This window comes from Achromobacter sp. UBA5777, from assembly GCF_002418565.1.
Classification (GTDB): Bacteria; Pseudomonadota; Gammaproteobacteria; order Burkholderiales; family Burkholderiaceae_B; genus Achromobacter; species Achromobacter animicus.
The window spans coordinates 17,121-41,823 of the sequence record NZ_DIEJ01000165.1 but is presented as its reverse complement, the minus strand read 5'-3'; the positions used below and the strand labels follow the sequence as shown (position 1 = coordinate 41,823).

Annotated in this window: 24 protein-coding genes; 12 read left to right on the top strand and 12 right to left on the bottom strand. The window is 62.1% G+C overall.

All coding sequences use genetic code 11. The features are described 5' to 3' along the window. The first annotated feature begins 210 nt into the window (after positions 1-210). Positions 211-858 carry a BON domain-containing protein gene (locus B3446_RS13090; RefSeq protein WP_291381607.1) on the top strand — a complete coding sequence of 216 codons (648 nt, stop codon included), beginning with the start codon at positions 211-213 and terminating at the stop codon, positions 856-858. 38 nt (positions 859-896) lie between these two features. On the opposite strand, the gene B3446_RS13085 is transcribed toward B3446_RS13090, so the two are convergent. From B3446_RS13085 to B3446_RS13065, 5 genes are all read right to left on the bottom strand, one after another. After that, positions 897-1,631, bottom strand: a complete 735-nt coding sequence (locus tag B3446_RS13085) for a helix-turn-helix domain-containing protein (RefSeq protein ID WP_291381606.1) — start codon at positions 1,629-1,631, stop codon at positions 897-899. Between the two features lie 193 nt (positions 1,632-1,824). After that, complete coding sequence (locus B3446_RS13080; RefSeq protein ID WP_291381605.1) at positions 1,825-2,478, bottom strand: response regulator; 654 nt, start codon at positions 2,476-2,478, stop codon at positions 1,825-1,827. Next, positions 2,475-3,563 (bottom strand): PAS domain-containing sensor histidine kinase, encoded by a 1,089-nt coding sequence (locus B3446_RS13075; RefSeq protein WP_291381603.1) that lies wholly within the window; start codon positions 3,561-3,563, stop codon positions 2,475-2,477. The genes B3446_RS13080 and B3446_RS13075 overlap by 4 nt, the downstream gene beginning before the upstream one ends. Positions 3,564-3,686: 123 nt before the next feature. After that, positions 3,687-4,205, bottom strand: a complete 519-nt coding sequence (locus B3446_RS13070; protein WP_291381601.1) for a flavodoxin family protein — start codon at positions 4,203-4,205, stop codon at positions 3,687-3,689. A gap of 19 nt (positions 4,206-4,224) precedes the next feature. Further along, positions 4,225-4,773 carry a CBS domain-containing protein gene (locus B3446_RS13065; protein ID WP_291381599.1) on the bottom strand — a complete coding sequence of 183 codons (549 nt, stop codon included), beginning with the start codon at positions 4,771-4,773 and terminating at the stop codon, positions 4,225-4,227. A gap of 163 nt (positions 4,774-4,936) precedes the next feature. Between B3446_RS13065 and B3446_RS13060 the strand changes: the two genes are divergently transcribed. Genes B3446_RS13060 through B3446_RS13045 form a run of 4 tightly spaced genes read left to right on the top strand, consistent with a single transcriptional unit; the run spans position 4,937 to position 8,370 of the window. After that, a complete protein-coding gene (locus B3446_RS13060) occupies positions 4,937-5,362 on the top strand; it encodes an Hsp20/alpha crystallin family protein (protein WP_291381597.1) in 426 nt (141 codons plus the stop codon). 46 nt (positions 5,363-5,408) lie between these two features. Further along, on the top strand, positions 5,409-6,242 hold the full coding sequence (locus B3446_RS13055; protein ID WP_291381595.1) for a universal stress protein: 834 nt from the start codon (positions 5,409-5,411) through the stop codon (positions 6,240-6,242). Positions 6,243-6,274: 32 nt separating this feature from the next. Continuing rightward, positions 6,275-7,375: an NAD(P)-dependent alcohol dehydrogenase gene (locus tag B3446_RS13050; protein ID WP_291381594.1), complete on the top strand. Its 1,101-nt coding sequence runs from the start codon at positions 6,275-6,277 to the stop codon at positions 7,373-7,375. 11 nt (positions 7,376-7,386) lie between these two features. Next, complete coding sequence (locus tag B3446_RS13045; RefSeq protein WP_291381592.1) at positions 7,387-8,370, top strand: zinc-binding alcohol dehydrogenase family protein; 984 nt, start codon at positions 7,387-7,389, stop codon at positions 8,368-8,370. A gap of 17 nt (positions 8,371-8,387) precedes the next feature. Here the strand turns inward: B3446_RS13045 and B3446_RS13040 are convergent, their stop codons facing one another. The 4 genes from B3446_RS13040 to B3446_RS13025 all read right to left on the bottom strand — a co-directional run bounded on the left by B3446_RS13040 (position 8,388) and on the right by B3446_RS13025 (position 13,733). Continuing rightward, positions 8,388-10,133: a PHA/PHB synthase family protein gene (locus tag B3446_RS13040; RefSeq protein WP_313492340.1), complete on the bottom strand. Its 1,746-nt coding sequence runs from the start codon at positions 10,131-10,133 to the stop codon at positions 8,388-8,390. After that, on the bottom strand, positions 10,126-10,539 hold the full coding sequence (locus tag B3446_RS13035; RefSeq protein ID WP_291381588.1) for a hypothetical protein: 414 nt from the start codon (positions 10,537-10,539) through the stop codon (positions 10,126-10,128). The genes B3446_RS13040 and B3446_RS13035 overlap by 8 nt, the downstream gene beginning before the upstream one ends. A 291-nt stretch (positions 10,540-10,830) precedes the next feature. Continuing rightward, complete coding sequence (locus B3446_RS13030) at positions 10,831-13,296, bottom strand: cation-translocating P-type ATPase (RefSeq protein ID WP_291381586.1); 2,466 nt, start codon at positions 13,294-13,296, stop codon at positions 10,831-10,833. Between the two features lie 11 nt (positions 13,297-13,307). Next, positions 13,308-13,733, bottom strand: coding sequence for a universal stress protein (locus B3446_RS13025; RefSeq protein WP_291381584.1), 426 nt, complete (start codon positions 13,731-13,733; stop codon positions 13,308-13,310). A 273-nt stretch (positions 13,734-14,006) separates the two neighbouring features. Between B3446_RS13025 and B3446_RS13020 the strand changes: the two genes are divergently transcribed. From B3446_RS13020 to B3446_RS12995, 6 genes are all read left to right on the top strand, one after another. Next, complete coding sequence (locus B3446_RS13020; protein WP_291381582.1) at positions 14,007-15,401, top strand: MBL fold metallo-hydrolase RNA specificity domain-containing protein; 1,395 nt, start codon at positions 14,007-14,009, stop codon at positions 15,399-15,401. Between the two features lie 106 nt (positions 15,402-15,507). Beyond that, complete coding sequence (locus B3446_RS13015) at positions 15,508-16,299, top strand: amino acid ABC transporter substrate-binding protein (RefSeq protein WP_291381580.1); 792 nt, start codon at positions 15,508-15,510, stop codon at positions 16,297-16,299. Positions 16,300-16,429: 130 nt separating this feature from the next. Then, positions 16,430-17,083 (top strand): amino acid ABC transporter permease, encoded by a 654-nt coding sequence (locus B3446_RS13010; protein ID WP_175121427.1) that lies wholly within the window; start codon positions 16,430-16,432, stop codon positions 17,081-17,083. A 31-nt stretch (positions 17,084-17,114) separates the two neighbouring features. Beyond that, the gene (locus tag B3446_RS13005; RefSeq protein WP_175121977.1) at positions 17,115-17,867 is read left to right on the top strand and encodes an amino acid ABC transporter ATP-binding protein; all 753 of its coding nucleotides are present in this window, start codon (positions 17,115-17,117) and stop codon (positions 17,865-17,867) included. Positions 17,868-17,932: 65 nt separating this feature from the next. After that, the gene (locus B3446_RS13000; protein ID WP_291381577.1) at positions 17,933-18,577 is read left to right on the top strand and encodes an ABC transporter ATP-binding protein; all 645 of its coding nucleotides are present in this window, start codon (positions 17,933-17,935) and stop codon (positions 18,575-18,577) included. Next, the gene (locus tag B3446_RS12995) at positions 18,568-19,380 is read left to right on the top strand and encodes an ABC transporter permease (RefSeq protein WP_291381575.1); all 813 of its coding nucleotides are present in this window, start codon (positions 18,568-18,570) and stop codon (positions 19,378-19,380) included. The genes B3446_RS13000 and B3446_RS12995 overlap by 10 nt, the downstream gene beginning before the upstream one ends. A 16-nt stretch (positions 19,381-19,396) precedes the next feature. Here B3446_RS12995 and B3446_RS12990 read toward each other — a convergent pair whose 3' ends face one another. From B3446_RS12990 to B3446_RS12980, 3 genes are all read right to left on the bottom strand, one after another. Beyond that, the gene (locus B3446_RS12990; protein WP_056561475.1) at positions 19,397-19,699 is read right to left on the bottom strand and encodes a helix-turn-helix domain-containing protein; all 303 of its coding nucleotides are present in this window, start codon (positions 19,697-19,699) and stop codon (positions 19,397-19,399) included. Next, positions 19,683-20,063 (bottom strand): type II toxin-antitoxin system RelE/ParE family toxin, encoded by a 381-nt coding sequence (locus B3446_RS12985; protein WP_291381571.1) that lies wholly within the window; start codon positions 20,061-20,063, stop codon positions 19,683-19,685. The genes B3446_RS12990 and B3446_RS12985 overlap by 17 nt, the downstream gene beginning before the upstream one ends. Positions 20,064-20,350: 287 nt before the next feature. Further along, positions 20,351-22,579 carry an NADP-dependent isocitrate dehydrogenase gene (locus tag B3446_RS12980; protein WP_291381569.1) on the bottom strand — a complete coding sequence of 743 codons (2,229 nt, stop codon included), beginning with the start codon at positions 22,577-22,579 and terminating at the stop codon, positions 20,351-20,353. Between the two features lie 552 nt (positions 22,580-23,131). Here B3446_RS12980 and ilvA point away from each other — a divergent pair. Further along, positions 23,132-24,703 (top strand): threonine ammonia-lyase, biosynthetic, encoded by a 1,572-nt coding sequence (gene ilvA / locus B3446_RS12975; RefSeq protein WP_291381567.1) that lies wholly within the window; start codon positions 23,132-23,134, stop codon positions 24,701-24,703.

Genomic DNA, 24,703 nt, shown 5'->3' with positions numbered 1-24,703 from the left:
GGGTTGACGCTCAGTATCGGCGGCCTCGCGGGCGAAACATTGATTGTTGTCATGAATTTCGCCGGAAGACGGCACGTCCTGGCGATGGCGGCTGACTGAAATTCGACCCCAAATCCGGATGACAAAAGTCAACAGGATTTCGCAAACAGCGCTCAATATGCCCAGAGGCCTGGCCCAAAACACGGGAAATCGGAAACTCAGGAGGTCATCATGAGCGATACGGAACTGCGGGATAGAGTGCTAAAAGCGCTGGCGTTCGAGCCCAGTGTCGAAGATGAGCATATAGGTGTAGTGGCGGAAAGCGGCGTGGTGACCTTGACCGGACATGTCAGCACATTTGCGCAGAAGCTGGCCGCCGAAGACGTGGTTCAGCGGGTCAGAGGAGTTCGCGGAATCGCGCAAGAGATAGAGGTGAGGAGGGCCGCTGACAAACAACTCGCGGACGATCAGATTGCCGCTCGGGCGCTAAATATTATTGCCTGGGATTCGACGATCCCTGACCGCAAGGTGCAGGTGACCGTGAACAAGGGGTGGGTGACATTGAATGGTACGGTTGAGTGGTTTTTTCAACGGCAGGCTGCCGAGAACGCGGTCCACAAACTCTCAGGGGTGACCGGCATATCAAACTTGATCGAAGTGGTTCCTGTTGTGCATGCGGGCGACATCAAGCGCAAGATCGAAGAAGCGCTGCTGCGCAGCGCGCTGGTTGAAGCAAAGCGTGTGGAGGTCAGTGTGCAGGATCATAAGGTCGTGTTGAGCGGGCGGGTCGATAGCTGGGTTGAACGTGGCGCCGCGGAGCGAGCTGCCTGGGCTGTTCCAGGGGTTGTCGACGTGCAGGACAAATTGGCCGTCGGCTGAATGCTGGTCAAGCGGCACACGGTGCGGCTAATGTGCATTCATCCGCAGCTAATCTCGCGGAGCGCGTCGATGTTGCGGATTTGCAGTTGCCTTCTGTGCACTCGGACCACGGCTGCAGTTTGCAGTCGCGCCAAAACGCGACACACGGTCTCCACCTTCATGCCCAGATGACTGGCGATATCCTGGCGTGTCATCTTGAGGATGAATTCGCGGGGAGAGTATCCGTTGGCAGACATTTTCTCGGAGATTCCTATCAGAAAGTGCGCGACCCGTTCCTCGGTGGTCATGCATCCCAGGGCCATCAGCAAGTCACGGCTCTCATTGATGTCGTGGGAGATCAGCCGATTGAACTGCTGGGCGGCGATGAAGTCCTGTCTGCAATTCCTCATCAGGTCGCAGAAGGGCAGTATGCATATGAGGGAATCCTCGAGGGCGATCGCATCGCTGGTGTGAGTGCCAGTCTCAATCGCATCTAGCCCAAGTACGGCGCCCGCAACGGGAAAGGCGGTGATCTGTTCGAGGCCGGCAGGATTAGTGGCTCGGATCTTCACCGAACCGGATCGCAACAGGTACAGGTTATGCAAAGCGTCGCCCGCGCGATAAATGGCTTCGCCCTGCCGGACGAGTCGCCGGGCGCGGGGCATGCCCACCGGGACCGGTTCGGCGTCAAGGCGCGCGTGGCAGATGCGGTTGAGAGCACAGGTTTCACATTTGCCCATCGCCTCTGCGGGTAAGGGCGGTTGGGCTGCGGAAGTCGGCGAGAGGGTTTCCATGGCGCACCTCACTGGGTCGGACTGCCGGATCTGCGTGGGCGTGGCGGTGCAGGCCCGAGCGGATATGCGGCCTCAGTATGCTTGGCGGGGCGGCGGCGCGCTATCAGCGTTTCTCGTCAGATTGGCGTGGGTTTTACCTACCGCTGTAGGAAATTTCCTACCCTGTTGGCACGCCGGCTTGTACGGCGGCAGGTCAACCTTCCGGCGTATCCTTGTCGTCGATCAATCGGTGCCGGATTGCGTACCGCGCCAGATCGGTCTGGTTGCGCAACTGCATTTTGACCAGGATGCGGCACTTGTAGGTGCTGACGGTTTTGACGCTTAGAAACAGCAGCCGGGCGATGTCCGAATTGCTCAGGCCCGAGGCAAGGTAACGGAATACGGACAATTCTCGATCGGACAGCAGTAGATGGGGAAGGGTGTCGGCATCTACTTGCCGTTCGAAAGCGATGCTTTCCGCCAAGGACTGGCTCAGGTACCTGCCTCCGGCGGCGACCTTGCGAACCGCGACGACCAGCTCCTCCGCGGCGCTGTCCTTGGTCAGATATCCCGATGCCCCCGCCTTGATCGCTCGTACGGCGTATTGCTGCTCTCCATGCATGGTCAGCACCAGTATCGGGATTTTCGGGTATTCGTGCCGTATCTGCCGGATCAGATCCACGCCGTCCCGGCCGGGCATGGACATGTCCAGCACCAGCAGGTCCCAGGGACGCTGGCCAAGGAGCTTTACTGCTTCCAAGCCGTTACTCGCCTCGCCCTCCACCGAGATGCCGCCTGCATGCTCCAGCAGGCGCCGCAGCCCTGCGCGTAGCAGCGTGTGGTCATCGGCGAGCATGACAGCGATCATGCTGCCTCCGAACGGGATTGCGGCGGGTACGCAGGCACGCGCGCATTCAGGCGGAACCCGGCCCTTTTTTGTGTATGGATCGTGACCTCGCCATTCAACAGGCGGACCCGTTCCCGTATGCCTTGCAGGCCCAGCGATAAGGGAAGTTTTCTGGCCAGGGCTTCAGGCGACGTGCCTGCGCCATTATCCTGAACGGTCAATTCGCATATCGATTCGGTGCAGCAGAGTCGCACCTGGACCTTGCTGGCCTGCGCATGCTTGGCAATGTTGGTAAGCGCTTCCTGGACGACGCGAAACAGCGTTGTCGCGACCGGTTTACCAGGTTCCTGCGGGCCAATGTCGATTTCCGCCTCCACGTCGATGCCGTACCGGGAAACGAAATCCGCCACCAGCCATTCGACCGCGGCGGCGAGTCCAAGGTCGTCAAGCATGACGGGCCGCAGGTCAGAGGCGATGCGCCGCAACGAAGCGAATGTCTTCTTTATCAGCCGCCGCATGGCACGCACGTGGGCGCGCATGGCAGTGTCGTCAGGCGCGAAGCCCGCTTCCATCTGGGACAGTTCCATGGTCAGCGCGGTCAGTGTCTGACCCAGATCATCGTGCAACTCCCGTGCAATATGCTTTTTCTCTTGCTCCCGGACATGCAGCAGTGCGTTTGAAAGACGAGTAAGTTCGTCACGGGAGGCGCGCAGCGCTTGATCGACCCGCTGCCGCTCGGTGATGTCCCGCAGGAAGATGGACAGGTACACGCCCGCCTCCGAGTGCGTTTGAGAAATGGAGGCTTCCATGGGAAATTCTTCGCCGTTGGCGCGCAGGCCCCAGAGCGGTGCGCCCAAACCCATCTGGCGTTCGGAAATGCCGGTTTGCTTGAACCGGTCGACATGCCTGGAATGGGCGGCGCGAAACCGGGCGGGAATGAGAGTGTCGAGGTTCGCGCCGATGGTCTCGTCCGCACGGCAAAGAAATACACGCTCGGCCGCCGGATTGAACATCACGATGCGCATGCGCTCGTCTATCGTGATGATCGGTTCGGTGGCGGATTGGATGATGTCCAGCAGCGGCGGCGCGTTAAGCGATTGCTTCATTGCGGGAGCGTGCGATTTGCCATCCCCGAGACAGGTGGCAAATCATTGCAGCACACATTCCCGCACGGCGCACTGGTGAGAGCAAGCTAATCTGAAAGTACTAGCGAATCGGCAAGAGGCTGTTCAATCGACGGCAGGCAATACCGGATCGTCCCATGCGGCAGGCGCCGCCGCGCGTGTCTGCTCGCGGAAGCGGCAAAGGGACGCATCACATTCCTCGGCCAGCACGTCGTATTGTTTCAGGAGCAGGATCGAGCGCGGCTTGGAACCGACCAGGGTGGCAATATCGTCCACCGCGCGAAAACCCCCGATGCCGGACATGACGCAAATGACGGAGTAGGCCTTGATGAGGCGTCCCTGCATCTTCAGGAAGGCGCGCATGGGGGCGGCCAAGGATCGAAGCCAGACCGGGGCGATCAGAATGACATGGTCGAAGTCGTCTACGGGCGGCCCGTCATAGCGAACATCCGGGCAGCGCTTAAGCAGGTTGTCGACAATGCAGCGCCAATCGCCGCTCAATCCAAATCTTGGGACGGCGTCACGTACTTCATATGCCGGCCAGTTGCTGAGGGATGAAAGGCGCTCCGCAGTGGCGCGGGCGGTGCCTATGCGCGAATAATAAAAAATTCCTATGCGCTCCATGATGCCTCTCCCTGGATGCTCAATTTTCCTGGTCCAGCAGCGCGCGCAGAATGTCCCTGCGGCTCACCACACCAACGAGTTTTCCGCCGCGGGTAACCGGCACGCGCTTGATGCCGCGCTTGAGGATAAGGTCGGCGATCTGCGCCAGTTCAGTGTCTTCTTCCACCGTAATGACGGGACTGCTCATGACAGATGCAGCGGTCTGCTCACCCAGTTGAAGGCTGTGCAGGAACTCCAAGTTCAAGGCCTCGCCTTCGGCGAGGAGCGCCAGCCAATGGTCCATCTTTTTTTGATGCGTGCTGTCCTGGCGCCTGACCAGATCGCCCTCGCTGACGAGTCCGACCAGTTTTCCATCATCGCCCATCACCATCACCGCGCTGATGTTCTTGTCCAACATCGCCCGCATGATCTGGGAAACCGGCGTTCTCGCCGTGACGCAGTATGGGTCGGGGGTCATAAGGTTTCGCGCGCGCATGTCGCTCTCCAGGACGTCAAGGTGCAACTCGTTGGTCGAATTCGACGTTTCCATGTTGAGCCTGCGGAGCCAAGGCTCGTTGATATTGGTCAATCGAGCGATTTTCCTTCGACGACGCCGTGGCGATTTACGTAAGGACTGAATTCTTGTCCCTGATTTCTGCATGACAAAGGTCAATTTGGGCGTCACAGGCAGGAGCAGCATGGAAAGGCGGGTGAGGTCACCTGCCTTTCATCAGCATGAAAAGGAGCTAACCATGTCGCGCGTGACGCAATACAGCCCATTCACCAATGATCCATTTGCCGACGTATTTCAAGCGTTCCTGCGGCCGATCCGGCAGAACCCGGAGGAACAAACACCTCGCATGGACATCGACGTGACCGAGGCAGGGGACGCATATGTCCTGAAGGCTGACGTTCCGGGGATAGACAAGAAGGACATTTCGGTAGAGATCGATGGCAACAACGTCATGATCTCAGCCAACAAGGAAAGGCGCAGCGAAACGAAAGAGGCGGGGAAGGTCATACGCCAGGAGCGCTTCTGGGGGCAGGTTCAACGATCCGTGTCGCTGGCCAGCGCCATTGATCAGGCGGCTGCCAAGGCCGTCTGCGAGAACGGCGTCCTGATCCTGACCTTGCCCAAGATCGCCGGAAGCAAGAACAGAACGCTGCAGATCGAATGAAGCGGACCCCGTCCAGCAAGTCCCTTCGCTTTCCGTGGAGGTAATCATGTACTGCCGAATTGCCGTTCATCTTGACCGCGGGTTCGATTGTTCTCGGCGGGTCGAATTCTCCCTGCAACTTGCCCGCGCCAATGGCGCGCATCTGACTGGAATATTCGCCAGTTTCGTCTCGCCCGGTTATTTCTACGACGAAGCAGGTCTTTGGGTCCGGGCAATGGATGTAGCCCGGCAGATCAATGAAAAGGCGCGCACTGCGGTGGAGCTGGCGTTCAGTCAGGCCGCGCGCGACAGCGCCGTGGCGGCATCATGGCGGCAGGGGGAAGGTGAGCCGGCGGAATGTGTCGTCAGCCATGCCCGCTGTTCCGATGTCCTGATCATCAGTCAACAGAATCCGGAAGACGTGCAAGCGGCTGTCGGCAATGACTTCGTCGAGCAAGTATTGATGTCCGCAGGGCGGCCCGTGATCGTCTTGCCGTCGGCCGGCAAGTTTAATGGGGCGGGTGCCCGTGTGCTGTATTGCTGGAACCGTGGACGGGAGGCCGCACGTGCGATCGCCGACGCTGCGCCGCTTTTGCGCAGTGCGAATGCCCTGGCCATTCTGACGACGGATAGGGAGGGTGAGAGCGGGAACACAGAGGTGCCGTTCGAGGACTTGGCGGCGTATTGCGCCTGCCACGGCTTCCCTCAACTGGAACACGTATCGCGCAGCACGAGGGACATAGACGTGGGCTCCGCCATCTTAAATGCGGCCGCGGATTTCGACGCGGATCTGATCGTCATGGGCGCATATGGACACAGCCGCATGCGCCAATGGGTGATGGGCGGCGCCACGCGTTCGCTGCTGGCTGCGATGACCGTGCCGGTCTTGTTTTCCCACTGACGATTGACTCATTTCAGCACAGGAGACTTCCCATGACCTCCATGATGAAAGCAGTTGTGTTTGCCGGGAAAGGGCGCATTGAAATACGGGAAAAGCGCATCCCGGACGTCGGCCCGAATGACGCGCTTTTGAAAATCACGACCACGACCATTTGCGGCACCGACATCCATATCGTCAAGGGCGAGTATCCCGTAAAGCCAGGTCTGACCATCGGACACGAACCGGTTGGCGTCATCGAAAAGCTGGGAAGCGCCGTCACGGGCTATGCAGAGGGCCAGCGCGTGATCGCCGGCGCCATCTGTCCGAACTTCAATTCCTACGCTGCTCAAGACGGCGCCCCTTCCCAGGATGGCAGCTATCTGGTGGTCAGCGGCCTGTGTGGATGCCATGGGTACCGCGCCACCGCGGGATGGCGTTTCGGCAACTTGATCGATGGCGCCCAAGCCGAGTACCTGCTGGTTCCCGATGCGCAGGCCAATCTGGCGCCGGTACCGGACAGCTTGAGCGACGAGCAGGTGCTGATGTGTCCGGACATCATGTCGACCGGGTTCAAAGGGGCAGAGAACGCCAATATCCGCATAGGCGACACGGTGGCCGTCTTCGCGCAAGGCCCGATTGGGCTTTGCGCGGCGGCAGGCGCCCGGCTGCTGGGGGCGACAACGGTCATCGGCGTGGACGGTAATGCGCAGCGTCTGGAGGTTTCCCGCTTGTGGGGCGCGGACATCGTCCTGAACTTCCATGAGTGCGACGTCGTCGAGGAAATCTTGCGGCTGACGGGCGGCAGAGGAGTGGACTGCGCGATTGAAGCGTTGGGGCAGCAAAGCACTTTTGAATCCGCATTGCGCGTACTGAAGCCGGGGGGGACCTTGTCCAGCCTGGGCGTTTACTCGAGCGACCTGAAGATTCCCGTGTCCGCGTTCGCGGCTGGTTTGGGCGACCATAGGATCAACACCGCGCTCTGTCCCGGCGGAAAGGAGCGTATGCGCCGCCTCATGAGCGTGCTGGATTCAGGGCGCCTGGATTTGGCGAAGATGGTCACGCACCGGTTCACGCTGGATCGGATTGCAGATGCATATGATCTTTTCGCAAACCAGCGGGACAACGTTCTGAAGGTTGCCGTCGTGCCGGCTTGATCGGGTATTACATGAAAAGCATGTCGCAACTGGCCGCTGGCAAGCCCCTGACATTGGAGCGTCGCACTACACCCGTTCCAGGCAATGGCGAGGTCCGGCTGAGGGTCGAGGCGTGCGCCGTCTGCCGCACGGATCTGCACGTGGTGGATGGCGAGCTGCCGGGCCTGCGCTATCCCGTTACGCCCGGGCACGAGGTGATCGGCGTCATAGAGCAGGCGGGCTCTGGTGTCGACCCATGCATGATGGGGCTGCGCGTTGGCGCGGCGTGGTTGGGAAAGGCCTGCGGTCAATGCAGCTATTGCGCGTCAGGGAAAGAAAACCTCTGCGATTTCGCGGAGTTCACCGGCTACACGCGGGCTGGGGGCTTTGCGTCGCACCTGATCGCAGATGCACGATACCTATTCCCGGTACCACGTGAGCGAAGCGCGGCCTCCATGGCGCCATGGATGTGCGCCGGGTTGATCGGCTGGCGTGCGCTGCGGGCGGCGGGATCAGCGCAGCGGCTTGGCGTTTATGGATTCGGGTCTGCGGGCCGGGTGGTGGGGAAAATCTGTGCCTGGCAGGGGCGGCACGTCTACGCTTTCACACGGGCAGGGGATCTGCCTGCCCAACAGCAGGCCCGAGCGTTCGGTGCCGTATGGGCGGGAGATAGCTTGAGTGTCCCGCCGGAGCAACTGGACGCCGCCATCATCTTCGCGCCGGTGGGTGATCTCATTCCTGTCGCGCTGAAAGCGGTACACAAGGGAGGTTGCGTGGTGTGCGGCGGCATCCACATGTCGGACATTCCGTCTTTTCCATATCGACTGCTGTGGGGGGAGCGCCAGCTTGTGTCCGTGGCCAACCTGACCCGTGCTGATGGAAGGGAGTTCCTCGATATTGCCGTCGCTTCCGACGTGCAGTGCGACGTGCGCCTATATCCTCTTGAATCGGCAAACGAAGCGTTGGATGACGTTCGAATGGGCCGCATCCAAGCAACGGCAGTCTTGATTCCTTGAAATGGCCGCCTTGAAGTTCAATCCTGAAGTACGAAGCGGCCGGGAGCAGGTGTCAAGGCGGCGCGGTTGGTTAAAGGGGCGCCCAGGGGAGGCAGGCCCGGCTGCGCGGGACCGGAGTGGGCATCGAGCCAGGCATGCCAATCGGGCCACCAGGACCCGGCGTGCAGGCTGCTACCGGCCGCCCATTCGTCCGGACCGACGCGCAGGCTGTCCATTGCGCCTTCCCTTACGCGGTGCCAGCGCCCCGGATGCCCGGGCTCGCTGACGACACCTGCATTGTGGCCGCCGCTGGCAAGGACGAAGCGGATGTCGGCGTCGGTCTGATAGTGAATCTTGTAGATGGACCGCCATGGCGCGATCCAATCGTTCTCGGCGCCCAGGGCGTAGATGGGCACGCGGATGTTGCGCAAAGCGATTATGCGGCCGTCGACCTGATAGCGGCCGCCCGCCAACTCGTTGTTCAGGAAGAGCTTTCGCAAATACTCAGCATGCATGCGGTAAGGCATGCGCGTGGAGTCCGCGTTCCATGCCATCAGGTCATTAGGCGCCGTACGCTCGCCCAGCAGATACCTGCGCACGGCGCGCGCGGCCGTATCGCTGACGGGCCGCAGCGACTGGAATGCGGCGGACATCTGGCCGGCTGACAGGTAGCCCTGGGCCCACATCAGACTTTCCAGCAAATACACCTCGCTGGCATCAATGTACATGCCCAGTCCGCCCGGTTCGGTGAAGTCGGTTTGCGCCGCCAGCAGTGTGAGCGTGGCCAGGCGGTCGTCTTTTTTTCCTGCCATCGCGGCGGCGGCGATGCACAGCAGGGTACCGCCCAGGCAGTAGCCCACGGCGTGCACGCGGCGGCCTGGCGTGATGCGACAAACCGCGTCCAACGCAGTCATGAAGCCCATATGGAGGTAATCGTCCAGCGACAGGTCCCGGTCCCGAGAATCCACATTGCGCCAGGAGATGCAAAAGACCGTGTAGCCCTGCGCGACCAGATGCCGGATCAGAGAATTTCCCGGCGACAGATCCAGCACGTAGTACTTCATGATCCACGCAGGGGTGATGAGTATCGGCTCGGGGTGCGTCGTGGTCGTCGAAGGCTCGTACTGAATCAACTCGATGAGATGATTCCTGAAGACGACCGCACCGGGCGTGATAGCGACGTCCTTGCCAACCTGAAAGCGTTCCGCACCTTCCTCGGGGGCATTGCTGAGCTTGCGCTGCAGATCGGCGAGAAAATTCATCTGGCCGGCAATCAGGTTGCGGCCGCCTTCGGCCAGGGAGCGTTCCACCACGACAGGATTGGACCACGCGAAGTTGGCTGGCGAGAACATATCGCACCACTGGGCGCCGCAAAACGACATCAGATCCGCATGATGGGCAGCGACGCCGGGAACATCCCTGGTGGCGTTCATCCACCATCGCCGTGCCGACTGGAATGTGTGCCACCACAGGTTGAACGGTTCGCGCTGCCAGGCCTGCAGCGCTTGCGCGTTGTCGACGGCTGGCGCGGATGCGGTCCGGTTCACACCGGTCCAGGGAAGGGCGGCGCGCCGCCACAGCACCGCGGCTTCAGCGCCGCACATCATCCCCAGTTCGATCTGCTTGCCGGGCGCGGTGCAAAGGTGCATCCACCAATCGGCGAACGCGAGCGCGAACGCGGCCGGCGAGCCACCGCCCGTAACCTGCGCGATCAGCGCTTCTTTCCTTTGGTTTATCGCCCACAACGGTCCTTCTGCAGTTTGCCAATTCTTTACGCTACGCATTGTTGCCGCCGGCGGAGCTTGCCGCGTTGCCGCCGGCCAGAAACTGGCCGGCGCCGAACGCAACCTCCGAGACGCGTTCCTGCCAAGGATTCTTGCTGTCCCTCAAGGCGGCGGACGCGGAGGTGGATGCGGCGCGTGCGATCTTCTCGATCTCGCGCAGGTAGTTCAGCTCACGTCCCAGCAATTCGGCGGTCAGTTTCTGCTGATAGGAGCAAACTGCTGCCACCGTGGACATGGATTCGATTTCCGCTTGCACGTGCTGCGCCAAGGCGAGCATTTCCTTGTCGGTTTTCAGTTGCAGGGCGCGTAGCTGCCGGGCGCTGTCGAAGTAGTTTTCGGCCATGGCTAGCGCAGTATTCAGGCCGTACTTGTACAGTGCCACATAGGGTGCGTAATCGGGTTGCATGACCAGTTCCTCCGGAAAGGCAATAAAGACACCTCAGCGGCATACGCCGGGTGCGACCTGTTCAGGTTAGGATCGCGTGCCCAGCCATGCTTGACGAAACTCAATTCGCGGCCAACTTTCCCGGAATGGCTGCAGGTCCTCGCTCCCACCTCTATGTGCAGATGAGTGGCAATGCCCTGGCGTTGGGGTCATGCAACCCAGGGCCATGAGCGCTGGCGGCCTTCATTCCTGCCATGGAAGGGAGAGATCCTTGGTATTGATCAAGCATGCGCCAATTCGTAAGCAAGGGAATCATCGTGCTGCCTTGCTGTGCAGCTTTTTTGGTGTCGTCAGCGGGTGGCTTGGTGGGCGCAGTCGCCGCGCGACCAGCCACACCGTCGCCGCCGCGAGCAAGGCCGCTGCCCAGCCTCTGACGTCCAAGGGGCCGAATTCGAACAGGCGACGCAGAGCTGGCCATTCCACAGTCAACACGAGCAGCACCAGCGTTGCCGCTATTGCAAGTCGGGTCGCTCCGTCCCACACGCCGGCATGGCGCTGGTGGGTTGTGCGGTTGTTGATCATCAGACCCAGATTGCCCAAAACCAAGGCGCAGAAGGCGGTGGATCGAGCGCTATCTGCAGGCGACTGGCTTTGTTGCAGCCACCCATAGAGAATCCCCACCGATGCCAGAAGCGCCAGCCCCTGGGCAAAGCCGAGCAGGAACGTCGTCAATGAAAAGAGCGGCCTTGCCACGGGCAGAGGAGGGCGGCGCATGAGGTCCGGCTCTCCTGCGACGGTTTCGAATGCCAGTCCGCACAGGGGACCAATAACTATCTCCAGGAATGCCACATGAGCTGGGCGCAGCAGTTCCGGCCAACCCATCAGGAGGGGCAAAATCACCAGCCCTGCTATCGGGACATGCGCCGCGACGATATAGACGATGGCCTTGGACAGGTTGTCGAACAATCGGCGGCTTTGCCGGATCGCATTCAAGATGTCGGAAAAATCATCGCGGGTAAGGATCAGGTCCGCCGCCTCCCGCGCGACATCGGTGCCGCGCCCGCCCATGGCGATGCCGACGTGCGCCGCGCGCAGCGCGGGCGCGTCGTTGACGCCGTCCCCGGTCATTGCGACGATTGCCCCCTGCTGTTTGAGGAGCTGGACCAGGCGCAGCTTCTGCTCAGGCTTCACACGGGCGTAAACGCATACGCGCTTGACCAGTTCGGACAGGCATTCGTCGCTTTCCCGCTCCAGGACATCACCTTCGGCCACGAGGTCGGCCGGTATGCCAGCCTGGCGGGCGATGGCCCTGGCGGTGGCGGGGTGGTCTCCCGTCAGCATCAGCACGCGTATGCCCGCGTCATCGCAGGCGGCGACTGATCGGCTCACGCCTTCCTTGAGCGGGTTTTCCAGACCGACCAGACCGGCAAACTGCAGAGGGATATTTTCCGGGTTATCGGGTAGCGGCGAATTCGGCCTTCGTGCGCTGGCTGCCGCCAGCACACGAAGGCCTTCCCCGGCCATGCGGCGGACCTCGGCCTCCAGTTCCGCCTTGCGGTCCGGCGTCAGTTGGCAAAGCTTGAACACGGTTTCCGGCGCGCCCTTGCACGCGATCCGGATGAGGTTCTCCGGTGCGGCTGTCCAGGCGTGGACGACGGCCAGTCGAGCGCCAGAGAACGGATAGGCTTTCGTCAGCTTGAGGGAGCCTGGTGCGGGCGGACGGCCCACCAGTTCCGAGGCGAAGCTGCGGAAGGCGTCCTCCATCGCGTCGCCGGAATCGGGCACGCTTGCCAGCGCGAGCGTTTCAGCCAGGTTACAGACCTCGGGTACTGGTTTGGCGCCGGTGACGGCCACAAGATCGGAAGTGTCCATGCTGATGGACCCGATGTACAGTTGCCGCACGGCCATCGTGTTGGTTGTCATGGTGCCTGTCTTGTCGGCGCACAACACAGTCGTCTTGCCCAACGTCTCGACCACGCTCAGCTTCCGGACGAGTACGCCGTCGCCCGCGATGCGCTTTGCTTCCATCGCGGAGAAGATTGTCACGATGACCGGGAAATCCTGCGGAAGCAGACTCATCGCCAGCGCGATGCCTGCCAACAGCCCTTCAAACCATCCTCCCCGCATGTAGACATACAAGGCCCACGTGGCCAGGGAAAGGATAAAGCCAACCCACATGAACCGCAGGATGAAATGGCGGGTCTGTGATTCCAGGGGGGCGCGTTCGGGTGTCAGTTGCCGCATGGCCTGACCCAACGCTCCCAATCTGGTGTCGTCCCCGACGGCATCCACGCGCATGACGCCCGTTCCCGACAGCACCAACGCCCCGCAAAGCATTTCGGCGCCGCTGCCGGGCGTGGTCTGTATCCGCTTGAACACCGGCTGGAACTCTCCGGTAAGTGCGGACTCGTCGACCAGCAGACCTTCGCCGTCGATGAGATGACCATCCGCCGGGACGCGGTTCCCTTCCGCCAGCAGCACAGTGTCGCCGCGCGCAAGGTCCGCCGAGGCCACCCAGCACCGCTTGCCGTTGCGCAGTGTGAGGGCGCGGGGCGCCGCCAGGCGTCCTAACGCTTCCAATGCGTGCGACGTACGCAGGGACTGCCCGACAGTCAGCGCGAAGATGACCAGGACGAAGAGCAGCAGCAAGGCGGCTTCATGCCAGGCTCCCAGAATCGAATAAAGCCCTCCCCCCGCGAGCAGCAGGGCAAACATGGGATCCTTGATCAGGTCCAGGCTGATCGAGATCAGCGTGCGCTGACGATCCGGCGGGGCCATGGCTCATCGGCCTAGTTGACCAGCACCACCGGGATGTGAACCGTGTGCAGCACCTTCAAGGTGGTCGAACCCAGTAGCAGGCTGCCGGCGGCGCCCATTCCGCGCGACCCCATGACGATATGGTCGCAACCCTGCTCGGTGGCATAGGATTTGATGGTCTCGGCGACGTTGCCGACCCGAGCCGCCTTTTGATAGAGAATTCCTGACTGGTCCAGCAGAACCTCCGATTCCGCCAGGGCCGCCTTCGATTCGTCGTCGTAGTATTCCTGGATCGCTTCCGGCTGAACGAAGGCCAATACCGTTCCGGAGACTATGGGCATTTGCACGTTGAGCAGGTGTATGGAGCAAGGGCCGTGTTCGCGGACATGGTCGACCATATAGCGCACGGCGCGCACCGAATTGCCTGATCCGTCCACGGGAATAAGTACGTTTTTCACGGCGCCTCCGATAGAAGTGGATGCCAGGGCCGCCTGACCCTGCACTTACTGCCATCATCGCGCGCGTCCTGCGGTTGAAATTGACTCCGGTCAAGTTGCGCACAAATCCCCCCTCTACGCTGAAGGCAAGTCTTGCAGGATGCCGAGACGGACGCTCTTACCTCCCGACGGCAGCACAACTGCAGTCGAAGACCTGAAGGAAACACTGCGTCTGGTCCTTCTCACCAACGCCATACAGCGAAGATTTCGGAAAAAAGACCTCGGAGAAAAGCCATGGAAAGCAAGCTTCGGCTGCAATTCTGGGGCGCTGCCGGCACTGTCACCGGCTCGCGTCACCTGCTTAGCATGGACGGGCGATCCATCCTTCTGGATTGCGGACTATTCCAGGGCGTCAAGACACTCAGGCTGCGTAATTGGGCCCCGTTTCCCGTTGCGGCCTCCAGCATCGAGGCCGTGGTGCTGTCGCACGCGCACCTGGATCATTCGGGATACTTGCCGCGGCTGGTGCGCGAAGGATTCAATGGCCCCATTTATGGTTCTAATGCCACTCTTGACCTATGCCAGCTGCTGCTACTGGACAGTGCCCACCTGCAGGAGGCTGATGCCGATTATATGAACCGGCATGGTCTGACAAAACATCGGCCGGCGCTGCCGCTCTATACCGTCGCCGACGCGCATCGGGCCATCGCCGCCTTTCGTCCGATCCCGTTTGACACGATGACCGAACTGGCGCCTGGCCTACGGCTCAGCCTGTCGCGTGCCGGCCATATCCTGGGCGCCTCTGTCGTGGAAATCGCGCACTCCGGCATGCGACTGGCCTTCTCGGGGGATCTTGGCCGATATGACGATCCTCTGATGCCTCCGCCCGCGCCCGTGAGCGAGGCGGACTATTTGATCGTGGAGTCGACCTATGGTAATCGGCGCCACAGCAGGGAAAGCGCGCTCAATGCCTTGGCAGACATCATCGAGCGCACCGTCGCGCGCGGCGGCTCCCTGTTGATTCCGTCGTTCGCCGTGGGTCGTGCACAGCTCCTCCTGTATCACCTTTGGCGGCTTAAGCAGGCGGGGCGCATCGCCCGCAGCCTGCCAATATATCTGGATAGTCCGATGGCGAGCGAAGCCGTTGAAATCTATCTGCGGCACGACGCTGATCAGCGGCTCGCGCGTCAAGACGCCATCGCTGCCTACAACGTTGCATCTTGCGTCAGCGACGTTGAACAGTCCAAGGCGCTGGACAGATCGCCCATGCCCAAGATCATCCTGTCGGCGAGCGGCATGGCAACGGGGGGACGGGTTGTCCACCATCTGAAGCACTATGCTGGCAATCCACGCAATACCATCCTGTTCGCCGGCTTCCAGGCGATGGGCACCCGCGGTGCTGCGATGCTAGACGGCGCTCAGACGATAAAGATCCATGGGGAATACGTGCCCGTGCGTGCCGAAGTTAGCAACCTGTCCATGTTGTCCGCACATGCAGATGCCGATGAGATCATGCGTTGGCTGAGTGGATTTTCCCGCGCGCCGCGAGAGACTTTCATCGTGCATGGGGAACCCGACGCGGCCGACGCCCTGCGTCTGCGCATCAAGGACGAGCTGGGGTGGCTGTGCCGGGCGGTCGAGCAGGGGGATTCTGTGGGGCTCCCGTCCAGTAGTGGAACGCCTTGGTAACACCGCCCCGCCAGCAAATCCCCCCAACAACGCTAAAATACCGCCTCGCGGCATACCGCCCGCTTTCCCGGCTTTCTTCAATCCTGCGCCTCGCGCCCTCACAACGATGAAAAAACTGACTGCTGTACTTCTTGTGTCCGCAACCGCTTTGCTCACGGCCTGCGGTCCCAGCGACAACGCGCCCGCCGCTGGCGCCCAAGCGCCGGCCACGCCCAAGAAGGTCGTTGTTGGGCTGGACGACAACTTCCCGCCCATGGGCTTTCGCGACGCCAGCAACCAGATCGTCGGTTTTGACATCGACATGGCCAAGGAAGCCAGCAAGCGTCTGGGCATTGAAGTGGAATTCAAGCCGATCGACTGGAGCGCCAAGGAAGCCGAGCTGAACGGCAAGCGCGTCGACGTGCTGTGGAACGGTCTGACCATTACCGAAGAGCGCAAGAAGAACATCAGCTTCACCGCGCCGTACATGGCCAACCACCAGATCATCATCGTGGGCAACACGTCGCCGGTGAAGGTCAAGAATGATCTGGCTGGCAAGGTCATCGGCGCGCAGGACGGCAGCAGCGCCACCGACGCCATCGCGAAGGATCCAGTTGCCGCGCAGATCAAGGAAGTGAAGAAGTTCGGCGACAACGTGACCGCGCTGATGGACCTGGCTGCTGGCCGTCTGGACGCCATCGTGGTGGACGAAGTGGTTGGCCGTTACCTGATCAGCAAGCGTGCGGGCGAATACCGCGTGCTGGAAGAGAACTTCGGTACGGAAGACTACGGCGTTGGCGTGCGTAAGGACGACGCCGAGTTGCTGGCAAAGCTGGACAAGACGCTGGATTCGATGAAGCAGGACGGCACTGCCGGCCGCATCGCCACCCAGTGGTTCGGCGCCAACATCATCAAGTAAGCGCAAGGGCGCCCATGGCCTAGCCGGCCGCGGCGCCTTTGCCGTTGCAGTTCGCAGCCCGCCGCAGTGCCGCAAGGCCAGGCGGGCTTGCCCATGATTCTCTCTTGCCCTCGCGGCGCGAACCCACTGCATGGACTACGTACTCTCCCTTCTGGGGCCCTTGGCGGAAGGCGCGAAAGTGACCTTGACGCTGTTTTTCATCACGCTGGCTTTGGCCGTGCCGCTGGGGCTGGTGCTGGCCCTGGCTCGCATCTCGAAGTGGCCGCTGCTGAGCCGCGCGGTCAATGGCTATATCTGGCTGATGCGCGGCACGCCGTTGATGCTCCAGATGCTGTTCATCTACTTCGCGCTGCCGTTCGTGCCGGTGATCGGCATTCGGCTGCCGGATTTTCCGGCGGCGGTGGTGGCGTTTGCGCTGAACTACGCGGCGTATTTTGCTGAGATCTTCCGCGCCGGTATTCAGTCGGTGGATCGGGGGCAGTACGAGGGCAGCAAGGTGCTGGGCATGACGTACCTGCAGACGCTGCGCCGCATCGTGCTCCCGCAGATGGTGCAGCGCGTGCTCCCGCCCATGAGCAACGAGACCATCACCCTGGTCAAGGACACGTCGCTGATTTACGTGCTGGCGCTGAACGACATCCTGCGCACCGCGCGGGGCATCGTGCAGCGCGATTTCACAACCACGCCGTTCCTCGTCGCCGCTGCCTTCTATCTGTTGATGACGCTGCTCCTGACGTGGTTCTTCCAGCACATGGAAAAGCGCTATGCAAAATATGACCAATAATTCCCCGGCCGGGCTTAGCCAGCGTCCGGTCATGATCGAAGCCCGCAATATCGTCAAATCGTTCGGTTCCAATCGCGTGCTCGACAACGTGTCGCTGAACCTGGAGCAGGGCGAGGTCGTGGCGGTGATCGGCCCGTCGGGGTCTGGTAAGAGCACATTTTTGCGCTGCTTGAATCATCTTGAGACCATCGACGAAGGCAGCATCCAGATCGAAGGCGAGACGATGGCTGCGTCTGTACCGGGTGGCCGCAGCCAGTACGCCAGCGACGGCGACGTGCGCCGCATCTGCCGCAAGATGGGCATGGTGTTTCAGTCGTTCAATCTGTTCCCGCACATGACGGTGCTGCAGAACATCATCGAAGCGCCCATTACCGTGAAGGGTATGTCGCGCGCGGAGATCGTGCCGAAGGCGGAAGAGCTGCTGCGCAAGGTGGGTCTGTCGAACAAGCGCGACAACTATCCGACGCGCCTGTCCGGCGGCCAGAAGCAGCGGGTGGCGATTGCGCGGGCGCTGGCGATGGAGCCGGACATCATGCTGTTCGACGAGCCGACGTCGGCGCTGGACCCGGAGCTGACCGGCGAAGTGCTGCGCACCATGAAGCAGCTGGCTGACGAGCGCATGACGATGCTGGTCGTGACGCATGAAATGGGGTTTGCGCGCGAAGTGGCGCATCGGGTCATTTTCATGGACGATGGCCGCATCGTCGAGGAAGCGCCGTCCGCCGAGTTCTTTGCCGCGCCTCAGCATGCGCGCAGCCGTGAGTTTCTGGCGCATATGCTCTGATCCGAGCCGCCGCCGCATACCGTGAAGCCCGCCTTGCCGCGGGCTTTTCTATATGATGCCTACCCATGCCATCCGTGCCGATTTCCTCGCAAGTTGTTTCTGACGCGCCGCCGTTGCTCAGGCTTCGAGGCCTGTACAGCGAGCGCCTGGCGCCCGTTAGCCTGGATCTGGCGGCGGGCGAGTGCGCGGCTGTGGTCGGCGCGTCGGGATCGGGCAAGTCGCTGCTGTTGCGGCAGATTGCGGATCTGGATCCCGGGCATGGTGAAGCGGAACTGGACGGGCGTCGCCGGTCTGCCATGCGGGGTTTCGAGTGGCGACGTCTGGTGGTGTATTGCCAGGCCGAGGCCGGATGGTGGGATGACCATGTGTCCGCGCACTACGCGGACCGCGCGAGCGCGATCGCCATCATGGCGCGCCTCGGGCTGGCTGAGGTCAAGTTCGACGCGTTGGTTCATGAGCTGTCCACGGGCGAGCGCCAGCGGATGGGCTTGGTGCGCGCGCTGATGCAGAACCCACGCGTGCTGCTGCTGGATGAGCCGACCGCCGCACTGGATCAGGAGGCGACAGCGTTAGTCGAGGCGGAACTGTCACGCGTCCTGGCGGCCGGGGCAGGCATTCTGCTCGTCACGCACAGCGCCGAGCAGGCCGAGCGCCTGGCGCGCCGGCGTTGGCGAATGACGCAAGGCCACATGGAGCCGCTATGGACGTGATCAAGCTGCAGGCGCTGGATCTGGTGATCGCGTCGCTGCTGGTGCTGCTGAGCGCCGGCATTTCCTTTGCGCTGCGCCTGAATCTGCAACGGCAGGTGCTCTGGGCGGCGGTGCGCACGGTGGTGCAACTGCTGCTGGTCGGTCAGATCCTGCGCATTGTGTTCGCCCATGCCGCGCCGTGGCTGACGGCGCTGGTGGTGGCGGTGATGATGGCGCTGGCCGCACGCGAAGTCGCGGCCCGGCCGAAGGCCCGCCTGGCCGGGCATGGCAACGGCTGGGTCGGGACGTTGGCGGTGGTCAGCACCACGCTCGTCACTGCGATGTTCATTTTGAACACGGCCCTGCGCCCGGACCCTTGGTTTGATCCGCGGTACACGATTGCACTGGTTGGCATCGTGCTGGGCAGCGTCTTGAATGCGGCCAGTCTGGCATTGGACGGAATGCTGTCGGGCGTGCGCCGCGAAAGGCTGGGCATCGAAGCGCGCCTGGCGCTGGGCGCGACCGTGCATCAGGCGTTTTCGGCCTTGCTGCGCGAATCGGTTCGGCGTGGCATCGTGCCCAGCATCAACCAGATGTCGGCGGCCGGGATCATCACCTTGCCGGGCATCATGACCGGGCAGATCATTGCGGGCATGGATCCGGTGGACGCGGCCAAGTATCAGATCCTATTGATGTTTCTGCTGTGCGGCGCGAGCGGCATGGCGGCGATGGGCGCGGCTTATGGGGCGATGCGCCGTCTGACGGATGAGCGGGGGAGACTGCGGTTGGACAGGCTGATGTCGGGATCTGCGCCTCGTCGGTAAAGGCGCATCAGGCGCATCAAAGGATGGCTTGCAGGCCTTTGTCCGCCAGGATGTTCAGAAGTTTAAGGGCCGGGCCGGTCGGACGCGTGTCGCCTTGCTCCCATTTCCGGACGGTCGAAGCGCTGGTGTGCAGATGCAGGGCGAAGACAGGTTGGCTAAACCGTAGGTCTTCGCGGAGTCGCTTGATGTCGCCCGGACTGAAGTGGCGGACGGGCGCCGGACAGATCGCGTCAAAGTCGCGCATCGTGACTTTGTCTATAGCCCCGGCCCGGTAAAGCGCGGCGAGATCGTCGCGCAAAGATTCAATGAGTTTGGTCACAGTTCACCTCCAACAATACGCCTGCCTGCAGCGCTTTGAAAAGGGCGGATTCCGTCAGGCTGAGAAAGACCTTGCCGGCGAATTGCAGGGCTTTTTTCTCAGAGGCGGTGATGTTGGCCTTGTCGTTTTTCGGATAACCGTGCAGGAACACGTATCGGCTCCCAATACACGCGGACAACACCGTGCGGTATCCGTCGCGTTTGCCTCCCCCGGGACGGGCAATACGCATCTTATAAAGGTGGCCGCCCAGATCCACGTCGATAAGACCGCATTCCATTTCACGGACTGCGCTGCACAGCACGGCATCAGAGAGCCTTTCCGTAACTTGCCACCGGGAAAAATCCTTTCGCTTCAAAATCACCATCGACGAACACTCCGAAGTATACCCGTAACGGGTATGTTTGTGTCGCGCATTCTTCACGCGAGCGTTCGCTAGAACATACGTTCGGAAGAGGCGAAGGAGGTGGTCTGGCAGACCGTAAGTCAGTCGGATTTTGGCGATAGTTAGCAGTCGCGGATGTTGCAGGGGTCAGAAAACTTATTAAGCCCCCTCCATAACCCGCCGCCAAAAAAAACCGGCAGCCCCAACGGGACTGCCGGTTTTTCACATGCCCGCCAGCCAGCAAACACTGGCCAGCAAGGGCAGTGGGCTTAGCCGATCGAGGCCAGCACCTTGTTCAGCGTGGCGCTGGGGCGCATGGCCTGGCTGGCCTTGGCTTCGTTCGGCTGGTAGTAGCCGCCGATGTCCAGGGGCTTGCCTTGGGCTGCCTTGAGTTCGTCCAGGATCTTGTTTTCGCCTTCGGAGAACGCGATCGCGGCGGGGGCGAACTGGGCGGCCAGGGCGCGGTCTTCGGTCTGGGCGGCCAGGGCTTGGGCCCAGTACATCGCCAGGTAAAAGTGGCTGCCGCGGTTGTCCAGGCCGCCGACCTTGCGCTCGGGCGACTTGTTTTCGTCCAGGAACTTGGCCGTGGCCTGATCCAGCGTCTTGGCCAGGATCTGGGCGGTGGGGTTCTTGTACGTGCGGCCCAGGTGGTCGAGGGACTCGGCCAGCGCCATGAATTCGCCCAGCGAATCCCAGCGCAGGAAGCCTTCTTCCAGGAACTGCTGCACGTGCTTGGGGGCCGAGCCGCCCGCGCCCGTTTCAAACAGGCCGCCGCCGGCGACCAGCGGCACGATCGACAGCATCTTGGCGCTGGTGCCCAGTTCCATGATGGGGAACAGGTCGGTCAGGTAGTCGCGCAGCACGTTGCCGGTGACCGAGATGGTGTCCAGGCCTTCGCGGATGCGCTTGACCGAGAACTTGGTGGCTTCGACGGGGTCGAGGATGCGCAGGTCCAGGCCGCTGGTGTCGTGGTCCTTGAGGTACTGCTTGACCTTGGCGATGACCTGGGCGTCGTGGGCACGCTTTTCGTCCAGCCAGAAGACGGCGGGCGTCTTGGTGGCGCGAGCGCGGGTGACGGCCAGCTTGACCCAGTCCTGGATCGCGGCGTCCTTGGTCTGGCACATGCGCCAGAGGTCGCCGGCTTCGACGGCCTGTTCCAGCAGCACGGCGCCAGCGGCGTCGGTGACGCGGACGGTGCCGGCGGCCGGGATGACGAAGGTCTTGTTGTGCGAACCGTATTCTTCGGCAGCCTGGGCCATCAGGCCGACGTTGGGCACGCTGCCCATCGTGACCGGATTGAAGGCGCCGTTGCGCTTGCAGTCGTCGATGACGGCCTGGTACACGCCGGCATAGCTGCGGTCCGGAATGACGGCCTTGGTGTCCTGCAGCTTGCCTTCGGCGTTCCACATCTTGCCGGAGTCGCGGATCATGGCGGGCATGGACGCGTCGACGATGACGTCGCTGGGCACGTGCAGGTTGGTGATGCCCTTGTCGGAATTCACCATGGCCAGTTGCGGCAGCGTCTTGTAGGCGGCGTCGATGTCGGCGGTGATCGCGGCCTGCTGGTCGGCGGGCAGCGACTGGATCTTGGCGTACAGGTCGCCAATGCCGTTGTTGGGGTCAAAGCCGGCCTGCTTGAGGGCGTCGGCGTGCTTGGCCAGGACGTCCTTGTAGAACACGGAGACCACGTGGCCAAAGATGACGGGGTCAGAGACCTTCATCATGGTGGCCTTCAGGTGGACCGAGAACAGCACGCCGTTGGCGCGCGCGTCGTCGATCTGGGCCTGCAGGAAGGACTTGAGCTTGGCGGTCGACAGCACGGCGGCGTCGATGATCTCGCCGGCCTTGACCGGGGTCTTTTCCTTCAGGACGGTCTTGGTGCCGTCAGCAGCGGTCAGTTCGATCTTGACGTCGCCGGCGTCGGCGATGAGGGCCGACTTTTCGGTGCCGTAGAAGTCGCCTTCGCTCATGTGGGCGACGTGCGACTTGGAGTCGGACGTCCAGGCGCCCATCTTGTGCGGGTGCTTGCGGGCGTAGTTCTTGACCGACAGCGGAGCGCGGCGGTCGGAGTTGCCTTCGCGCAGGACCGGGTTGACGGCGCTGCCCTTGACCTTGTCGTAGCGGGCCTTGACGTCGCGCTCGGTGTCGTTGGCGGGGGCGTCCGGGTAATCCGGCAGCTTGTAGCCCTGGTCTTGCAGTTCCTTGATGGCCGCCTTCAGTTGGGGCATCGAGGCGCTGATGTTGGGCAGCTTGATGATGTTGGCTTCGGGCTTGACCGCGAGAGCGCCCAGCTCAGCCAGGGCGTCGGACAGCTTCTGGCTGTCGTCGAGGTAATCCGGGAACAGGGCGATGATGCGGCCTGCCAGCGAAATGTCGCGGGTCTCGACCGTGATGCCTGCGGGTTTGGCGAATGCCTGGACGATGGGCAGCAGCGAACGGGTTGCCAGTGCCGGAGCTTCGTCGGTGAGGGTATAGATAATCTTCGGAGTAAGAGACATGATCCTTGAATCTGTTCGGCTCAGGCGATTAACGCGCAAACCCGAACATGCTATGCGGCGTACGCCGGTAGATGTTGTCGAGAGTGGGTTCGTATGGCGGGACGCGCAGGCAAGCCGTCCCACCAACATGACTGCCGCCCGTCCTATTGTTTGGCTGGACCGGCCGGCCGATAAATGGGCCGTATCCGGGTCCGCCTTGGAAGGTGCGACCGCCACGAACCTTCCATTGTAATACCGTGCTACGCATTGCGCCGGGAAATGGTTCTATTTCTTGATGGCGCCGCAATATGCTTATGACGGTTTTTGGGGGACGTATTGCACGGGCGGGCGGAATTTGGCATCAAAGCGCCGGCAATCGGCGTTTGACAAAGCCGGGCGATAGGAGGAAAGTACGCCCCATGAATTTCCGCGCCGTCCGCATTTCGCTGATTATTACCATCATTCCTGGAATGGTGGGTTAGCGCGCGACCGCAACAGTCACAAGCCACCCGCCCCACGAGGCGGGTTTTTTGTGGCCGCCTCTGCCGGGCAAGCAACCCAAGCAGAGAAAACATGTCCGATTCATCCTCCCACGCACCCTCGGCATTCCAGGCCGGCGCCGCCACGCCGATGGAGTACCTGCGGCAGATCCTGACCGCCCGGGTATACGACATTGCCCGTGAAACCGAGCTGGACCTGGCGCGTGGGCTATCCACCCGGCTGGGCAACACCGTTCATTTCAAGCGCGAAGACAACCAGCCGGTGTTCTCGTTCAAGGTGCGTGGCGCTTACAACAAGATGCGCAACACGCCGCGCGCCGCGCTGGAACGCGGGGTCATCACGGCGTCGGCCGGCAACCATGCGCAGGGCGTCGCGATTTCGGCGGCCAAGCTGGGCGTGCGGGCCATCATCGTCGTGCCGCAGACGGCGCCGCAGGTGAAAGTGGACGCGGTGCGCGCGCATGGCGGCCCGACCGTGACGGTGGTGCAGGCGGGCGATTCGTACAACGACGCCTACGCCCATGCGCAGACGCTGGCGCAGGAGCAGGGCCTGACGTTCGTGCCCGCGTTCGACGATCCCTACGTGATCGCGGGGCAGGGCACAGTGGGCATGGAGATCCTGCGCCAGCATCCCGAGCCGCTGCATGCCATCTTCGTGCCGATCGGCGGCGGCAGTCTGGCGGCGGGCGTGTCGACCTATGTGAAGGCGGTGCATCCCGGCGTGAAGGTCATCGGCGTGCAGACCGAGGATTCCTGCGCGATGGCGCAATCGCTGCGCGTGGGCGAGCGGGTCATCCTGGCCGATGTCGGTCTGTTCTCGGACGGGACGGCCGTCAAGCTGGTGGGCGAGGAAACCTTCCGTCTGTGCCGCGAATATCTGGATGAGGTGATCCTGGTGGACACGGACGCGGTCTGCGCGGCGATCAAGGATGTGTTTCTGGATACGCGCAGCGTGCTGGAACCCGCGGGTGCGTTGGCGGTGGCGGGGTTGAAGAAGTACGTGGAGCGCGAAGGCGCGCGCGGGCAGTCGCTGGTGGCGATCACGTCGGGCGCGAACATGAATTTTGACCGCATGCGCTTTGTGGCGGACCGCGCCGAAGTGGGCGAGGCGCGCGAGGCGGTGTTCGCGGTCACCATCCCGGAAGAGCGTGGCAGCTTCCGCCGGTTCTGCCGGGTGATCGGCCAGCGCAGCGTGACGGAGTTCAATTACCGGATCGCAGACGCGCGTACCGCCCGCATCTTTGTCAGCGTGCAGATTGCGCGGCGCGGCGAAGCCGCCGAAATCCTGGCCGCGTTGCAGGCAGAAGGGTTCTCGGCCAGCGACCTGACGAACAACGAGGTGTCCAAGCAGCACATCCGCTACATGGTTGGCGGACGTTCGCCGTTGGCGGGCGGCGAGCGCCTTTTTCGCTTTGAGTTTCCCGAGCGGCCGGGCGCGCTGATGAAGTTCCTGTCGGCGATGGCGCCCAACTGGAACATCAGCCTGTTCCATTACCGCAATCAAGGCACGGACTTCAGTTCGGCGCTGGTGGGCATTCAGGCGCCGGTCGCCGATGATGCAGCGCTGGATGGGTTCTTGCGGCAGCTCGGTTATGCGCACGCCGAAGAAACGGATAACGAGGCTTACCGGCAGTTCTTGATCTGA

Bases quoted from the DNA above. Each gene is read 5' to 3' on its own strand.
- B3446_RS13090 (WP_291381607.1), top strand. From the start codon at position 211: ATGAGCGATACGGAACTGCGGGATAGAGTGCTAAAAGCGCTGGCGTTC.
- B3446_RS13085 (WP_291381606.1), bottom strand. From the start codon at position 1,631: ATGGAAACCCTCTCGCCGACTTCCGCAGCCCAACCGCCCTTACCCGCA.
- B3446_RS13080 (WP_291381605.1), bottom strand. From the start codon at position 2,478: ATGATCGCTGTCATGCTCGCCGATGACCACACGCTGCTACGCGCAGGG.
- B3446_RS13075 (WP_291381603.1), bottom strand. From the start codon at position 3,563: ATGAAGCAATCGCTTAACGCGCCGCCGCTGCTGGACATCATCCAATCC.
- B3446_RS13070 (WP_291381601.1), bottom strand. From the start codon at position 4,205: ATGGAGCGCATAGGAATTTTTTATTATTCGCGCATAGGCACCGCCCGC.
- B3446_RS13060 (WP_291381597.1), top strand. From the start codon at position 4,937: ATGTCGCGCGTGACGCAATACAGCCCATTCACCAATGATCCATTTGCC.
- B3446_RS13055 (WP_291381595.1), top strand. From the start codon at position 5,409: ATGTACTGCCGAATTGCCGTTCATCTTGACCGCGGGTTCGATTGTTCT.
- B3446_RS13050 (WP_291381594.1), top strand. From the start codon at position 6,275: ATGACCTCCATGATGAAAGCAGTTGTGTTTGCCGGGAAAGGGCGCATT.
- B3446_RS13045 (WP_291381592.1), top strand. From the start codon at position 7,387: ATGAAAAGCATGTCGCAACTGGCCGCTGGCAAGCCCCTGACATTGGAG.
- B3446_RS13040 (WP_313492340.1), bottom strand. From the start codon at position 10,133: ATGCGTAGCGTAAAGAATTGGCAAACTGCAGAAGGACCGTTGTGGGCG.
- B3446_RS13035 (WP_291381588.1), bottom strand. From the start codon at position 10,539: ATGCAACCCGATTACGCACCCTATGTGGCACTGTACAAGTACGGCCTG.
- B3446_RS13030 (WP_291381586.1), bottom strand. From the start codon at position 13,296: ATGGCCCCGCCGGATCGTCAGCGCACGCTGATCTCGATCAGCCTGGAC.
- B3446_RS13020 (WP_291381582.1), top strand. From the start codon at position 14,007: ATGGAAAGCAAGCTTCGGCTGCAATTCTGGGGCGCTGCCGGCACTGTC.
- B3446_RS13015 (WP_291381580.1), top strand. From the start codon at position 15,508: ATGAAAAAACTGACTGCTGTACTTCTTGTGTCCGCAACCGCTTTGCTC.
- B3446_RS13010 (WP_175121427.1), top strand. From the start codon at position 16,430: ATGGACTACGTACTCTCCCTTCTGGGGCCCTTGGCGGAAGGCGCGAAA.
- B3446_RS13005 (WP_175121977.1), top strand. From the start codon at position 17,115: ATGATCGAAGCCCGCAATATCGTCAAATCGTTCGGTTCCAATCGCGTG.
- B3446_RS13000 (WP_291381577.1), top strand. From the start codon at position 17,933: ATGCCATCCGTGCCGATTTCCTCGCAAGTTGTTTCTGACGCGCCGCCG.
- B3446_RS12995 (WP_291381575.1), top strand. From the start codon at position 18,568: ATGGACGTGATCAAGCTGCAGGCGCTGGATCTGGTGATCGCGTCGCTG.
- B3446_RS12985 (WP_291381571.1), bottom strand. From the start codon at position 20,063: ATGGTGATTTTGAAGCGAAAGGATTTTTCCCGGTGGCAAGTTACGGAA.
- B3446_RS12980 (WP_291381569.1), bottom strand. From the start codon at position 22,579: ATGTCTCTTACTCCGAAGATTATCTATACCCTCACCGACGAAGCTCCG.
- ilvA (WP_291381567.1), top strand. From the start codon at position 23,132: ATGTCCGATTCATCCTCCCACGCACCCTCGGCATTCCAGGCCGGCGCC.